Source organism: Streptomyces sp. NPDC004721 (genome assembly GCF_053601495.1).
The window spans coordinates 40951-55417 of record NZ_JBSGBZ010000018.1; the positions used below are offsets into that span (position 1 = coordinate 40951).

The window sequence follows — 14467 nt, forward strand, 5'->3', positions numbered from 1 at the left end:
TGGCGAAAAGCGTGTGATTAGGTAACGGCGCCACTCAGGTGTGTGGCATATGCAGAAAGGCCCAAAAGGGGTCTGGGGAGGGTACGGGTGCGATCGGTTCGCATGCGGATCCTCACGACGCTGCTCGTGCTGGCGATCGTGGGGGTGGGCGGCTGGCAGTTGCTGCCGTCGAAGGACGACAAGAACAACGCGATCGTCGTGGGTACGACGGACGCCGTCACGTCACTGGATCCGGCGGGAGCGTACGACGCGGGCTCCTGGGCACTGTTCAGCAACGTGTTCCAGTCCCTGCTGGCCTTCGAGCCGGGCGGTGTCCAACCCGTGCCGGACGCGGCCAAGAGCTGCGGCTTCGTCGGCGGCGGACTGCGCACCTACCGCTGCGAACTGCGCGAGGGCATCACGTTCCCCAGCGGGCGCACGATGACCGCCGAGGACGTGAAGTTCTCCTTCGACCGCATCAAGAAGGTCAACTCCGACGTCGGTCCGGCTCCGCTGCTCTCCACCCTCGGCTCGGTGGAGGACGACGGCATGACTGTCACCTTCCACCTGTCGACGCCGGACGCCACCTTCCCCCTGAAGGTGGCCACGGGCGTCGGCTCCATCGTCGATCACACGCGCTACCCGAGCAACGGGCTGCGCACCGGCACCGCGGTGGACGGCACCGGGCCGTACGAGCTGAAGGGCTACGCCAAGGACAAGAGCGCGGTACTGGCACCGAACGGCTCGTACAAGGGCTCCATCAGCAGTGCCGGGCGACCGGTCGAGCTGCGTTACTACGACGACGCGGCCACGCTCGACAAGGCCTGGAACGACAGGCAGGTCGACGTCGCCACCCGCACGCTGCCCCCCAAGGTCCTCGCCGGACTCAGCCCGAGCGATCCCAAGCTGCGCATGTCGGTCTCCGAAAGCTCCGAGACCCGCAACCTCTACCTCAACACCCGTGCCTCCTCTCCGCTGCACGACGTCCGTGTCCGGCGGGCCATCGCATGGCTGATCAACCGCGAGCAGCTGACCAACACCGTGTACGACGGGACCGTGGACGCGCTGTACTCGCTGATCCCGGCCGGCATCACGGGCCACAACACGGCGTTCTTCGACGCCTACCCGGCGCAGGACGCCCAGAAGGCCCGCGAGCTGCTGACCGAGGCCGGCGTGTCGATCCCGGTGCGCTTCACCTACGCCTACCGCAAGGGCGGCGCCGCCGCAGAGGAGGCCGCCGAGCTCAAGCGGCAGCTGGAGGCGAGCGGCCTGTTCAAGGTCGACACCAAGGGCTACGAGTGGTCCGACTTCCAGAAGCTCTGGGCGGGCGGCGAGCTCGACGCGTACGCGGTCGGCTGGGTAGCCGACTACCCGGACCCGGACACCTTCGGCTCCCCGCTCGTCGGCACCGGCAGCTCCATGAACACCGGCTACAGCAGCAAGACCGTCGACAACCTCATCCGGGACACCCAGCAGTTCGCCGACCGCGGTCGGATCGCCGCGGACTTCCGCACCCTGCAGACGGAAGTCGCGCACGACGTGCCGCTGATCCCGCTGTGGCAGCGCAAGGAGTACGTGGTCAGCAGCGTGGACGTCGGCGGCAGCCAGTACCTGTCGGACGGTTCGGGCAGCTTCCGGCTCTGGAAGCTCGACTGGATCTGACCGCTACGACCGGTCCCGCGCGGGCAGCGTGACCGTCACCGCGAACCCCTCACCGGGGTGCGTGTGGACGGCCACCTGCCCGCCGTGTGCTTCGGCCACCCCCTGGACGATGGCCATGCCGAGGCCGCTGCCCGCGCCGCCGCCCGCGCGGAAGAAGCGGTCGAAGACACGCGCCGCGTCCTCCTCGGCCAGCCCCGGCCCCTTGTCCCGCACACACAGCCGTACGACACCGTCGGCGCGCTCCGCCGTGAGCCGCACCGGAACGTCGGCGGGCGTGTGGACGCGCACGTTGGCCACCAGGTTGCCGAGCACCTGCCGCAGCCCCGACTCGTCGGCGTGCACGAGGAGGACGCCCTCGGCGCCGACCGTCACGGGCCGCTCCGGCTGCTGTGCGCGCAGGTCCTCGGCGGCGTCCCGCACCAGCCGGACGACGTCGACGTTCCGCGGCCGCAACCGAGGCCGCTGGTCCAGGCGGGCCAGGGTGAGCAGTTCGTCGACGAGCCGCCCCATCCGGTCCACCTCGGCGTTCATCCGGTCCCAGGCGCGCCTGCGCTCGCCCGGCTCGGTCAGCATCCCCTTGTCGTACAGCTGGAGGTAGCCGCGTATCGCCGACAGCGGGGTGCGCAGCTCGTGCGAGGCGTCGGCGACGAAGCGGCGCAGCTGGGCGGCGCTGCGCTCGCGCGTTCGGTACGCCGACTCCACCTGGTGCAGCATGGAGTTCAGCGCGACGCGCAGCTGCTCCACCTCCTGGGTGGGATGGTGACTGGAGGGCACACGCCGGGTCAGGTCGCCCTCGGCGATGGCCGAGGAGGTCTCCACCATGTCCTCCAGCGGCCGCATCCGGCGGCGCACGCTGAACATCGTCAGGCAGGCGAGCAGCGCCAGCAGCAGCGTGCCGACGCCCAGGTCCAGCCTGAGGGCCTTGGCGATGCCCTGGTGCAGCGCGTCGGTGGAGGTGGCGAACACCAGGTAGTTGCCGTCGGTCAGACGGGCGGAGGTCGCCCGGTAGGTGGCGCCGTGCAGTGTCACCTCGTGCGGTGCGGGGTCGGCGGCGAGCGCGCGCGGGTCGCCGATCGCGGCGGCCAGGGCCCGCTGGGCGCCGGTCGGCGCGAAACCGGCGATGGGCACGGCCTCACCGCCGCTGCCGACGGCGGTGAAGACGGACTCCGGCCGCGGCGTGTTGACGGTGGGCTGTACGAAATGGTCCCGGATGAGGGTCAGCGCGGCCAGCGAGTCGATCTGCCGCATGGTGAGCCGGGAGTCCGCCACGGACTCACGGGTCTTGATCAGCTGGGTGTCGATCTGGCCGAGCAGGTAGTGCCGCATGCCCATCAGGCTCGCGGCGGTCGCCACCACGACACCCACGGCCAGCAGCCCGACGTTCGCCAGGGTCAGCTTGCCGCGCAGGGAGTGGACGCCGTGCCGGCGGCGCCGCGGACGCGGTCTGCGCGGCCTCATGCCAGCCCGTATCCCACGCCCCGCCGGGTCGTGATCAGCGGCGGTCCGAGCGTGTCCAGCTTGCGGCGCAGATAGCTGATGTAGGTCTCGACGACGGTCGACTCGGGCGGTGTGTGCTCGTACTGCCAGACGTGCCTGAGGAGTTGCTCCTTGGGCACGATCCGGCCGCCGTTGCGCACCAGGAAGCGCAGCAGCGCGTACTCGGTGGGGGTGAGCTCGACCGCACGGCCCGCGCGGTGCGCGGAGTACGTCGTCTCGTCCAGCTCCAGGTCGCCGTAGCGCAGCGGCGGGCGCTGCGGGAGGACGTCGGCGGGGCGGGTGCGGCGCAGCACGGCCCGTACGCGGGCGACGACCTCGTCGATGTGGAACGGCTTGGTGATGTAGTCGTCGCCGAAGCCGAGCGCGCCGACGATCTCCGTGGGCGCGTCCCGCGCGGTGACGAAGACCAGCGCCAGGTCCGGGCAGCGGGTGCGCAGCTCGCGGCCCAGCGCCCGGCCGTCCCCGTCCGGCAGTATCACGTCGAGCAGGGCCACGTCGGGCCGGGTGCGTTCGGCGAGCGCGCACGCCTCGCGGACCGTGCCCGCGGTCATCACCTGGAAGCGGTGGTAGCGCAGGGCGATGGCGAGGACGTCCGCGATGGACTCCTCGTCCTCGACGACGAGGACCGTCGCCCCTTCGTGCGCTGCCTCGTTGACGGTCATGTCCCCAGTATCCGCGGCGGGACCGGCGGCGGGGCCGCGGGTGCTTTGGAGTTCCTTGAGAGTCGCGGCGGCGTGTGCCCGTCCGCGCCCGCCGCTGCGGATGCTGGTGTCCCAGGACCCGGGGGACCCGGATGAAGGAGCGTAGAGCGTGACGACATTGGCGCGGTGGTGCTACCGGCACCGGCTGCTGGTCCTGTTGCTGTGGGTGGTGGCACTGGTCGGGGCGGGCGTGGGGGCGTCCGCAGGGGGCACGGCCTACGCGAACGTCTTCTCCCTGCCGGACACGGACTCCAAGGCCGCGTACGACCTGATGGAGAAGGCGTTCCCGAAGGCCGCGGGCGACACCGACACGGTGGTGTGGAAGGTCGACGAGGGGTCGGTCCGGGACGCGTCGGTGCGCGCCCGGATCGAGCCCGCCCTGGCGGAGATCGGCCGGATGCCGGGGGTGGGCGCGGTCAGCAGCCCGTACACGGGCGCCCGGGGCGCGGCGCAGATCAGCCGCGACGGGACGATCGCGTACGCGCAGCTCACCTTCACCGAGCGGGCGAACGCGGTGCCCGAGCAACTCGTGCGGGACGTCGTCGACACCGCGCAGGCGGCCGAACGCGGCGGCCTGCGGGTGGAGTTGGGCGGCCAGGCGATCACCCGGATCCAGCAGCCGCCCACGGGTCTGTCCGAGCTGGTCGGCCTCGCGGCGGCGGCGGTCGTGCTGTTCCTCGCCTTCGGCTCGCTCTTCGCGATGCTCCTGCCGATCGCCGTGGCGGTCTTCGGCGTCGGCATCGGCCTGTTCTCCACCCAGATGATCAGTCATGTCACGGACGTGCCCGACATCGCTCCGCTGCTTGCCTCGCTGATCGGCCTCGGTGTGGGCATTGACTACGCGCTGTTCATCGTTACCCGGCACCGGCGCGGACTGCTGCGCGGTCTGGAACCGGAGGAGTCGGCGGTCGTCGCTCTCAACACCTCGGGCCGGGCGGTGCTGTTCGCGGGCGGCACGGTGTGCATCGCGCTCGCCGGGATGCTGGTGACGAACCTGCGCTTCCTGGACGGCGTGGTCATCGGCACCTCGCTCACCGTGGTGCTGAGCGTGTTCGCGGCCGTCACCCTGCTGCCGGCGCTGCTCGGATTCCTCGGGCCGCGGGTGCTCAGCCGGCGCCAGCGGCGTCGGCTCGCGGCCGGGGGCCCCTCCCGGGACGAGCGGGCGAGCACGCTCGCGGCACGCTGGTCGGGCACGGTGCAGAGGCGTCCCGGCTGGATCGCGGGCCTCGCGCTGGTCGTCATGGCCCTGCTCGCGCTGCCGGTGCTGTCGCTGCGGCTGGGCGCCACCGACCAGGGCAACGACGACGCCTCGACGACGACCCGCAAGGCGTACGACCTGCTGGCCGAGGGCTTCGGACCCGGCTTCAACGGGCCGCTCCAGGTGGTCTCCACCGACGGTGACACCACCGCGCTGGTCAAGGGCATCGCCGGGACCCGCGGGGTGGTCCGGGTGGCCGCGCTGCCGCCCGCGCACGGCGTCACCGTCATCCAGGTCGTCCCGACCACCTCGCCGCAGTCCGAGCGGACGGACCGGCTCATCGACACCCTGCGCGACGAGGTGATCCCCGAGGCGGGGGCGCGGGCGCACGTCGGCGGGGTCACGGCGGTCTCGAAGGACTTCGCCTCCGTCACGGGCGACCGTCTGCCGGTCTTCGTCGCGACCATCGTCGGCCTCGGCTTCCTGCTCCTGCTGGTCGCCTTCCGCTCGCTGCTGGTGCCGCTGACGGCGGCCGTGATGAACCTGGTCGCCGCCGCCGCGTCCTTCGGCGTCCTCGTGGCGATCTACCAGTGGGGCTGGGGCCTGGACCTGCTCGGCCTCGGCAAGGAGGGACCGATCCAGGCGTTCCTGCCGGTCATCATGCTGTCCCTGCTGTTCGGCCTGTCGATGGACTACCAGGTCTTCCTGGTGAGCCGGATGCACGAGGAGTGGGTGCACACCCGGGACAACGCGCGTGCGGTCCGCGTGGGCCTCGCCGAGACCAGCCGGGTCATCAACTCCGCGGCCCTGATCATGGTCTGCGTCTTCCTCGCCTTCGTCCTCAGCGGAAACCAGGGCGCGTCGATGGCGGGTGTCGGCCTGGCGGCGGCGGTCGCGCTGGACGCGTTCGTGCTGCGGACGGCACTGGTGCCGGCGGCGATGCATCTGTTCGGCAGGGCCAACTGGTGGCTGCCGGCCTGGCTGGAGCGCCGCCTGCCGCATCTGGCGGTGGAAGCGAAGGAGGAGGAGCCCGAGGAGGCGCCGGTCCCGCGGCAGCCGGGCCCCGCTTCGGTGGTCCACGGCTTCATCCGCACCGAGAAGGGCCAGCCCGTCCACGGCGCGGCCGTGACCCTGCTGTCCAAGGGCGGCCGGCAACTGGACCGGGTGACGTCCCTGGCCGACGGCTCGTACATCGTCGCGGTACCGGGCCCGGGCACCTACCTGCTCGCCGCCACGGCATCGCCCTACGGCTCCCGCGCCCGCCACGTCGTCGTGACCGACGGCCCCCTGGTCCACGACGTGGAACTGACGGAGGACGAGGTGGACGCGGTCAAGTAGCCCTCTTCTCCCCGGCCTTGAGGATCCCGTCGACATCGAGGACAACCTTGGCCCCGATGGCGGCGGGGAGGGTGGCGACCTCGGCACCCCCGGTGATCCCGGTGTGCCACCCGGGGCGGTGATCAGTCCCGCTCCCTGCCCCCCGGGTCCGGCAGCATCCGGGTCATGCCCGGGAGGAAGTCCGTGAACAGGTCGTGCACCTCGTGCACCAGGGGGCGCAGGACCCGGAAGCGGGCCAGGGACACCCCGCGGGCGGTGAGCCGCGCGCCCCGCTCGGCCAGCCGGTAGCTGCGTTCGCGGCCCTCGGTGCGGTCGAAGACCCAGTACAGGACGAGCCCCATCTGGGAGAGCCACATCAGCTCGGGCAGCACCTCCCGAAGGTCCGCCGGGACCTTGGTCCGCGCGCCGTGCAGCACCTCCTTGTGGATGTCGATGGCCTCCGCGCGCGCGTGCTCCGACTCGGGGGAGAAGGGGCTGAGCGGGCTGTCGGGGTCGGCGGCGTTCTTGAAGAACTGCACCGCGAACTCGTGGTACGGCGTGGCGATGTCCAGCCACGCCGTCAGCACGCCCGCCAGCCGGGCCTCCAGGTCGTTCTCCCGGGCCAGGACCTCCCGGACCGCTTCCCGCTGCTCGGCGGCGATCCGGTCGTAGAAGCCCTGGATCAGGTGTTCCTTGCCCTCGAAGTAGTAGTAGGCGTTGCCGACGGAGACCCCGGCCTCCTTGGCGATGGCCCGCATGGTCGTCTTGTCGTAGCCGCGCTCCTGGAACAGCCGCATGGCCGTCTCCAGGATGAGCGCGCGGGTCTGCTCGGACTTGCTGGCGGGCACGCCCTCATCGGGGCCGTCGTCGTTCTTCGCGGGCACGGACAGAGCCTAGCCAGTGGCGCAGGCGCCGCCGGCACAGCCTGGCGGGTCGTAGGTCCAGCCGTGGCGCGGGTCGTAGGACCACCCGTCCCCGCGCCGGTACGCACCCCCGCCCCACCGCCCGCCGCGCCACTTGGCGGCCGCCAGCACCGCGCCCCTGGCGAGCCGCGCGCCCGCCGGGGTACTGAGCCGGTGGGCGAGCGGCCGGTGCTCGCGCAGCGCCCACAGGACGACGATCCAGGCGGCGGCGCCCCGGTAGACCTGGCCCGAGTCGCCGACGACCGTGACCTCGTCCAGGGTGGCCCCGTGGTCGAGGCCCGGAAAACGCCTTCCGGCCTGCTCGGAGCCCGCCGGGAGGAGTTCCAGGGGCACCAGTTGCGACTGCCCGGCGAGCCAGTCGCGCACGAACGAACACAGCGCGCACTCGGCGTCGTACAGGACGGTCAGCCCGCGGACCGGGACGCGCACGGAGGCGTCCCGGTCCCGGTCCCGGCCGGCGGCGGCCGGCACCGCGCTCACGCCCCGGCCGAGGGGGCGGCCCAGTCCTGCGGCGCGACCGGCGGCACCTGCTCGCGCTCCAGCACCCCGCGGCGGCGGATCCGGTTCAGCACGTACACGTTGCCCAGATGCATCACGCCGAGCACCAGCAGCACCACGCCGAGCTTCGTCGACAGGGCCTCGAAGATGCCGCGTGTGTCGTCGATGCTCCGGTCGCCGCTCAGGTACAGCGCGACGAAGCCGAGGTTGACGAGGTAGAAGCCGACCACCAGCAGGTGGTTCACGGCGTCGGCGAGCTTGTCGTCGCCGTGCAGCACGTCGGCCAGGAAGATCCGCCCGTTCCTGCTGAGCGTGCGGGCCACCCAGACGGTCAGGGCGATGCTGACGAGCAGATAGATGACGTAGGCGATGACCGTGCGGTCCATGCCCCCACCCCTTCTTTTGAACACGTTCAAAATGCTGGCAGGGGTGACTCTAGACCTGTTTTTGAACGCGTTCAATACAGGGGTGGGGGTATCCGGTGGTGACGGACGTCTCAGGGCCTGCGTCCCAACTCGGGCCGCTTGCCGTAGTCCGTGAAGCCCAGGACGTTGCCCCACGGGTCGGCGATCTCGACGGTCCAGCCGGTCGCCACGGCGAAGGGCTCGTCGAGCAGGGGGATCCCGGCCTTCGTCAGCTCGCGCGCCGCGGCCCGTGCGTCCGGCACCTCCAGCCATACCCGCGGTGAGGGCCACGGCGGAGGACGGTGCCCGAACGTCTCCTCGCGCAGCAGGATCCCCGGCGTCTCGCCCCCGACCTTCAGCAGCGCGATGCCGGCCTCGTCCAGACGGAACGCCACCGCGAACCCGGCCCACTCGTAGAACCTCACGGCCTCGCCCAGATTCCCCACGGGCAGCAGGACGTTGTCGAACCCGAGCAGCTCGTACGACTCGTCATCTGACATGCCATCAGATTAGGTGCGGGATCCGCCCGGCCCGGGAGGCCGAGCGCGCAGAGGGAGCCGGGTCACTCGATCGGGCCGGGCGCCGAGCGGGACCCCGATGTTTCTCTTCGGCCGCTCTTCCTGCAATATGACCGTCAGTTCGTCGGCAGTCGAAGAGTGGAGCCACGTGTCCGAGCAGCCGCAGCAGCCGCAGCAGCCCAACCAGGCCCCGGGATACGGGTATCCCAACCAGCAGCCCGGCGGCTACCCGCCGCCCCCGGGTGGTTACCCGCCGCCCGGCGCGTACCCGCCGCCCGGTGGCTACCCGCCTCCCGGCGCGTACCCGCCTCCCCCGGGCATGCAGTACGACCCCAACGCCCCCTACGGCTACGACCCCTACGGCCGCCCGTACTCCGACAAGTCGAAGATCGTCGCCGGTGTCCTCCAGCTCAGCCTGGGCACCCTCGGCATCGGCCGCTTCTACATGGGCCACGTCGGGATCGGCATCGCCCAGCTCCTGACCTGTGGAGGGTTCGGCATCTGGTCCCTGATCGACGGCATCATGCTGCTGACCGGCAACGACAACACCGACGCGCAGGGCCGGATCCTGCGTGGCTGACGCGGTGTCCGGCGCGGTGCGCGGCCGGCTGCTGCGGCATCCGGCCGCGGCTCCGCTCGCGGTGCTGTGCGCCGGGGTGGCGGGCGCCGGGTACCTCTACGTCACCGACCCGCACCAGCCCGGCCACGTCCTGCCCCAGTGCCCCTTCCGGTACGTCACCGGACTGCTCTGCCCGGCCTGCGGCGGCACGCGCATGGTGTACGACCTGATGCACGGTCGGCTCACCCAGGCCTGGCTGGACAACAGGATGCTGCTGCTCGCCGCGCCGTTCGCGCTGGCGCTGCTCGGCAAGTGGGCCCTGGAGGGGCTGCGCGGGCGCCGCTGGCACCCCCGGCTCAGCCCGCGGGCGCAGGCGGCGGTGCTGCTGGTGGCCGTGGCGTGGACCGTGGTCCGCAACGTCGTCTAGAGGCAGAGGCGGTTGATGCGGCGCCGGGCAGGGGGAACGGCGTCGGTGAGGGTGTACGGCGCTGGCGAGGGCAGACGGGTCGGGGTCGGGCGCGGCGCCAAATGCCGCCAATGTGGCCGAATTTGATCACGGAACGGGAACGTTTCTTCGAACCCCCTCCCGCGCCGTCCTTCGGGATCTTTATGCTCCCAACGCGCAGGGGGACGGCCATATCCAATCGACGCGCGTGGAATCGCGTACGGATGCCGTGTGACCGGGCAGGCAGTCGGGCTCCCTGGCCCCGGAGGTTCCCACTCCGGGTGTTCTCACCACTCCCCAGGAGCACCAGTCATGACTGTCCCCACCCCTGACGCCCCCTACGGCTACGACCCGCAGGGCCGTCCGTACTCCGACAAGTCGAAGATCGTCGCGGGCATCCTCCAGCTCTTCCTCGGAAGCCTGGGTATCGGCCGCTTCTACGTCGGTTCCGTGGGTGTGGGCATCGCCCAGCTGCTGACCTGCGGCGGTCTGGGCATCTGGGCCCTGGTCGACGCCATCCTCTTCTTCACGAGCAACGACCGCACCGACAAGGACGGTCGCGTCCTGCGCGGCTGACCCGTCCGCGCACCCGGCGGCGGCCGGGCACAGCACGCCGAGGGCCCCGTTCCGGACGGAACGGGGCCCTCGGCGTCAGGTACGGCGGAAGATCAGAAGCGGCGCGTGATCAGCGCCCGCTTCACCTCCGCGATCGCCTTCGTCACCTCGATGCCGCGCGGGCAGGCGTCGGTGCAGTTGAAGGTGGTGCGGCAGCGCCAGACGCCGTCCTTGTCGTTCAGGATCTCCAGGCGCTGCTCACCGGCCTCGTCACGGCTGTCGAAGATGAACCGGTGGGCGTTGACGATGGCCGCCGGGCCGAAGTACTGGCCGTCGTTCCAGAAGACCGGGCAGGACGAGGTGCAGGCCGCGCACAGGATGCACTTCGTCGTGTCGTCGAAGCGGGCGCGGTCCTCGGCGGACTGCAGGCGCTCCCGCGTCGGCTCGTTGGTCTCCTTGGTGACCAGGAACGGCATGACGTCCCGGTAGGCCTGGAAGAACGGCTCCATGTCCACGACCAGGTCCTTCAGGACCGTGAGGCCCTTGATGGGCTCGACCGTGATCGGCTTCTCGGGGTTGATGTCCTTGATCAGCGTCTTGCAGGCCAGACGGTTCTTGCCGTTGATCCGCATGGCGTCCGAGCCGCAGATGCCGTGCGCGCAGGAGCGACGGAAGGTCAGGGTGCCGTCGAGGTCCCACTTGATCTTGTGCAGGCCGTCGAGGACGCGCTCCTTGGGGTCGATCTCCAGCTGGAAGTCTTCCCAGGTCGCCTCGGCCGAGACCTCCGGGTTGAACCGGCGGACGCGGAAGGTGACGGTGATGTAGGGGGAAGCGGCGGACTCCGCCTCCACCTTGTCCAGAACGGGGGTTGCCATCAGTACTTACGCTCCATCGGCTGGTAGCGGGTCTGGACGACCGGCTTGTAGTCGAGACGGACGGTTTCGGACCCGTCGGCGCCGACCTCGCGGTACGCCATGGTGTGGCGCATGAAGTTGACGTCGTCGCGGTTGGGGTAGTCCTCGCGGTAGTGACCGCCGCGGGACTCCTTGCGGGCCAGGGCGGAGATCGCCATGACCTCGGCCAGGTCCAGCAGGTTGCCCAGCTCGATGGCCTCCAGGAGGTCCGTGTTGAACCGCTTGCCCTTGTCCTGGATCGCCACGTTCTTGTAGCGCTCCCGGAGCTCGGCGATCTTCTCGACAGCCGTCTTGATCGTCTGCTCGGTGCGGAACACCATGACGTTGGCGTCCATGGTCTCCTGGAGCTCCCGGCGGATGTTCGCCACCCGCTCGGTGCCGGTGGAGGTCCGCAGCCGCTCGATCTGCTCGACGACGAGGGACTCGGGGTCCTCCGGCAGCTCCACGAAGTCGGCCTTCTCGGCGTACTCCGCGGCGGCGATGCCGGCCCGCTTGCCGAACACGTTGATGTCCAGCAGCGAGTTGGTGCCCAGGCGGTTGGCGCCGTGCACGGACACGCAGGCGACCTCGCCGGCCGCGTACAGGCCCGGCACGACCGTGCTGTTGTCCGAGAGCACCTCGCCCTGGACGTTGGTCGGGATGCCGCCCATCGCGTAGTGCGCGGTCGGCTGGATCGGGATCGGGTCGGTGTACGGCTCGATGCCCAGGTAGGTCCGCGCGAACTCGGTGATGTCCGGCAGCTTGGCGTCCAGCTGCTCCGGCGGCAGGTGGGTCAGGTCCAGGTAGACGTGGTCGCCCTCGGGACCGCAGCCGCGGCCCTCGCGGATCTCCGTGTAGATGGAGCGGGAGACGACGTCGCGCGAGGCGAGGTCCTTCATGACCGGCGCGTACTTCTCCATGAAGCGCTCGCCGTCCTTGTTGCGCAGGATGCCGCCCTCACCGCGGGCACCCTCCGTGAGCAGGATGCCCATGCGCCAGATGCCGGTCGGGTGGAACTGGAAGAACTCCATGTCCTCCAGCGGCAGCCCGCGCCGGTACACGGCCGCCTGGCCGTCACCGGTCAGCGTGTGCGCGTTGGACGTCACGCGGAAGAACTTGCCGCAGCCGCCGGAGGCGTAGATCACGGACTTCGCCTGGAAGAGGTGGATCTCGCCGGTCGCCAGCTCGTACGCCACCACGCCGGCCGACTTCTTGACGCCGTCGACCTCGGTGATGAGCTGGTCCAGGACGTAGAACTCGTTGAAGAACTCCACGCCCTCCTTGACGCAGTTCTGGTACAGCGTCTGGAGGATCATGTGGCCGGTGCGGTCGGCCGCGTAGCAGGAGCGGCGGACCGGGGCCTCGCCGTGGTTGCGGGAGTGCCCGCCGAAGCGCCGCTGGTCGATCGTCCCGTTCGGCGTCCGGTTGAACGGCAGGCCCATCTTCTCCAGGTCGAGGACGGAGTCGATGGCCTCCTTCGCCAGGATCTCGGCGGCGTCCTGGTCGACCAGGTAGTCACCGCCCTTGACCGTGTCGAAGGTGTGCCACTCCCAGTTGTCCTCCTCCACATTGGCCAGCGCGGCGGCCATGCCGCCCTGCGCGGCGCCCGTGTGGGAGCGGGTGGGGTAGAGCTTGGTCAGGACCGCGGTGCGGCTGCGCTTGGTCGCCTCGATGGCGGCCCGCATACCGGCGCCGCCGGCGCCGACGATGACGGTGTCGTACTTGTGGATCTTCATCAGAAATACCTCGGTCCCGGGGCCTAGCGGATGTTCGGGTCGAAGGTGAAGATCACCAGCGTGCCCAGCAGGATGGTCCACACCGTGGCGGTGTACAGCAGTGCCTTCAGCCACAGCCGGGTGTTGGCCCGCTCCGCGTAGTCGTTGATGACGGTACGCAGACCGTTGGCGCCGTGCAGCATCGCCAGCCACAGCATGGCGAGGTCCCAGACCTGCCACCACGGGGAGGCCCAGCGGCCCGCCACGAAGGCGAAGCCGATCTTGGAGACGCCGCCGTCCAGGACGAGCTGGATCAGCAGGTGGCCGAGGACGAGGACGACCAGGACGATGCCGGACAGGCGCATGAACAGCCAGCCGTACATCTCGAAGTTGCCCCGGGTCGACTTCGGGGTCTTCTTGGTGCGCTGACGCGGGGCCTCGATGAGGGGGGCGGGGTTGTCCACGCCGTAGACGGAGCCGCCCTCGACCGGGCCGATGCCGGAAGCGGTGGTTTCAGTGGTGGACATGTGCGTCAGCTCCCGAATACTGCACGAGCGGCATGGCCGAGGACGGGGTAGATCGCCCCGATCATGAGCAGGACCCAGACGCCGACCACGGTCCACAGCATCTGCTTCTGGTAGCGGGCGCCCTTGGCCCAGAAGTCGACGGCGATGACGCGCAGGCCGTTGAGCGCGTGGAAGAGGATGGCGGCGACCAAGCCGTATTCGAGCAGGGCGACGATCGGCGTCTTGTAGGTGGCCACGACCTTGTCGTAGGCCTCCGGAGACACACGCACGAGTGCGGTGTCCAGCACATGGACGAACAGGAAGAAGAAGATGAGGACGCCGGTGACTCGGTGAGCCACCCAGGACCACATTCCTTCCCGGCCGCGGTACAGCGTTCCAGCCGGCACGGAAGAACCCTCCGGGAGCGGGGACTAGGGCCGCGCCGGCTTCACTGTCGGTCGGGCCCGGCCGGGTACGGTCCACCGGCCCCCAGTATCGTACCGAGGAGCTGGCGGGGGCCTTACGGGGGGTCCGCCCGTGTGATCGAACTCGTCCTCAAAGGTGCACGGACGGCGCAGTGGCGGCGCCCAGAAGGCCCAGAAGTCGCCGGTTCGCCAGCCTCCGCAGCTCCTCCCGGGCGACGACGCGCTCGTCCTCGGGGTCGTTGGCCAGGCGTGACCGGATCGCCGGCAGGACCCGGTCCAGGGCCTCGTCCGGGGCGGTGCCGTCCAGACAGATGACGAAGGTGTGGCCGAATCTGGCCTCATAGGCGGCGTAGCCGGCGCTCAGGGCCGTGGAGGCGGCCGCGTACGTGTGGGCGGGCAGCTTCGGCAGGGGTTCTTCCGCCAGAGCCCCGGCGAGTTCCTCGGGGCCCAGGTCGTACGTCGCCTCGTCCGCCGCCGCCAGGAGGGACGGCACGTCCGGATAGGGGCGGTGGGCGGCGACGCGGTGGGCCCAGCGGGGGCTGTGCAGGCAGGTCAGGAGGGTCCGGTGGACCTTGGGGGCGGGGGCGGTGTTGAAGCGCTCCAGGTTCTGCGCGGGCAGCGTGGGTCCTAGGTCGGCAGGGATGTCGGCAGGATGCCGGCAGCGTGTCGGCA

The 14467-nt window shown here is 70.6% G+C and carries 16 protein-coding genes; 5 read left to right on the top strand and 11 right to left on the bottom strand.

The features are described from left to right. Positions 1–102 precede the first annotated feature (102 nt). Positions 103–1641 (top strand): ABC transporter substrate-binding protein, encoded by a 1539-nt coding sequence (locus tag ACWEK3_RS18480; protein ID WP_450542898.1) that lies wholly within the window; start codon positions 103–105, stop codon positions 1639–1641. 3 nt (positions 1642–1644) lie between these two features. Here ACWEK3_RS18480 and ACWEK3_RS18485 read toward each other — a convergent pair whose 3' ends face one another. Beyond that, a complete protein-coding gene (locus ACWEK3_RS18485; protein ID WP_361415945.1) occupies positions 1645–3099 on the bottom strand; it encodes a sensor histidine kinase in 1455 nt (484 codons plus the stop codon). Then, entirely contained in the window at positions 3096–3800 is a 705-nt protein-coding gene (locus ACWEK3_RS18490; RefSeq protein WP_453250127.1) for a response regulator transcription factor, read from the bottom strand. Before ACWEK3_RS18490 ends, ACWEK3_RS18485 begins: the two co-directional genes overlap by 4 nt. A 157-nt stretch (positions 3801–3957) precedes the next feature. Here ACWEK3_RS18490 and ACWEK3_RS18495 point away from each other — a divergent pair, with 157 nt between their 5' ends. Next, positions 3958–6375 carry an MMPL family transporter gene (locus ACWEK3_RS18495; protein ID WP_453250162.1) on the top strand — a complete coding sequence of 806 codons (2418 nt, stop codon included), beginning with the start codon at positions 3958–3960 and terminating at the stop codon, positions 6373–6375. A gap of 122 nt (positions 6376–6497) precedes the next feature. On the opposite strand, the gene ACWEK3_RS18500 is transcribed toward ACWEK3_RS18495, so the two are convergent. The 4 genes from ACWEK3_RS18500 to ACWEK3_RS18515 form a co-directional block, all read right to left on the bottom strand. Further along, positions 6498–7238, bottom strand: a complete 741-nt coding sequence (locus ACWEK3_RS18500) for a TetR family transcriptional regulator (protein WP_450542902.1) — start codon at positions 7236–7238, stop codon at positions 6498–6500. Between the two features lie 9 nt (positions 7239–7247). After that, complete coding sequence (locus ACWEK3_RS18505) at positions 7248–7757, bottom strand: thiol-disulfide oxidoreductase DCC family protein (RefSeq protein WP_453250128.1); 510 nt, start codon at positions 7755–7757, stop codon at positions 7248–7250. Continuing rightward, on the bottom strand, positions 7754–8161 hold the full coding sequence (locus ACWEK3_RS18510; RefSeq protein WP_361415935.1) for a hypothetical protein: 408 nt from the start codon (positions 8159–8161) through the stop codon (positions 7754–7756). The genes ACWEK3_RS18505 and ACWEK3_RS18510 overlap by 4 nt, the downstream gene beginning before the upstream one ends. A 110-nt stretch (positions 8162–8271) precedes the next feature. Beyond that, positions 8272–8679, bottom strand: a complete 408-nt coding sequence (locus ACWEK3_RS18515; protein ID WP_450542908.1) for a VOC family protein — start codon at positions 8677–8679, stop codon at positions 8272–8274. A 166-nt stretch (positions 8680–8845) separates the two neighbouring features. Here ACWEK3_RS18515 and ACWEK3_RS18520 point away from each other — a divergent pair, with 166 nt between their 5' ends. From ACWEK3_RS18520 to ACWEK3_RS18530, 3 genes are all read left to right on the top strand, one after another. Continuing rightward, positions 8846–9277, top strand: coding sequence for a TM2 domain-containing protein (locus tag ACWEK3_RS18520; protein WP_453250129.1), 432 nt, complete (start codon positions 8846–8848; stop codon positions 9275–9277). Beyond that, positions 9270–9683, top strand: coding sequence for a DUF2752 domain-containing protein (locus ACWEK3_RS18525; protein ID WP_376652695.1), 414 nt, complete (start codon positions 9270–9272; stop codon positions 9681–9683). The genes ACWEK3_RS18520 and ACWEK3_RS18525 overlap by 8 nt, the downstream gene beginning before the upstream one ends. 330 nt (positions 9684–10013) lie before the next feature. Beyond that, entirely contained in the window at positions 10014–10277 is a 264-nt protein-coding gene (locus tag ACWEK3_RS18530; RefSeq protein WP_365421675.1) for a TM2 domain-containing protein, read from the top strand. A gap of 92 nt (positions 10278–10369) precedes the next feature. On the opposite strand, the gene ACWEK3_RS18535 is transcribed toward ACWEK3_RS18530, so the two are convergent. The 5 genes from ACWEK3_RS18535 to ACWEK3_RS18555 all read right to left on the bottom strand — a co-directional run bounded on the left by ACWEK3_RS18535 (position 10370) and on the right by ACWEK3_RS18555 (position 14438). Then, positions 10370–11131 carry a succinate dehydrogenase iron-sulfur subunit gene (locus ACWEK3_RS18535; RefSeq protein ID WP_141359142.1) on the bottom strand — a complete coding sequence of 254 codons (762 nt, stop codon included), beginning with the start codon at positions 11129–11131 and terminating at the stop codon, positions 10370–10372. Continuing rightward, positions 11131–12885, bottom strand: a complete 1755-nt coding sequence (sdhA, locus tag ACWEK3_RS18540) for a succinate dehydrogenase flavoprotein subunit (protein WP_376398133.1) — start codon at positions 12883–12885, stop codon at positions 11131–11133. The genes ACWEK3_RS18535 and sdhA overlap by 1 nt, the downstream gene beginning before the upstream one ends. 23 nt (positions 12886–12908) lie before the next feature. Then, positions 12909–13391, bottom strand: a complete 483-nt coding sequence (locus tag ACWEK3_RS18545; protein WP_361415923.1) for a succinate dehydrogenase hydrophobic membrane anchor subunit — start codon at positions 13389–13391, stop codon at positions 12909–12911. Between the two features lie 5 nt (positions 13392–13396). Next, entirely contained in the window at positions 13397–13777 is a 381-nt protein-coding gene (sdhC, locus tag ACWEK3_RS18550; protein ID WP_100569866.1) for a succinate dehydrogenase, cytochrome b556 subunit, read from the bottom strand. A 148-nt stretch (positions 13778–13925) separates the two neighbouring features. Further along, a complete protein-coding gene (locus tag ACWEK3_RS18555; RefSeq protein WP_453250163.1) occupies positions 13926–14438 on the bottom strand; it encodes a 2-oxo-4-hydroxy-4-carboxy-5-ureidoimidazoline decarboxylase in 513 nt (170 codons plus the stop codon). Between the last annotated feature and the right edge of the window lie 29 nt (positions 14439–14467).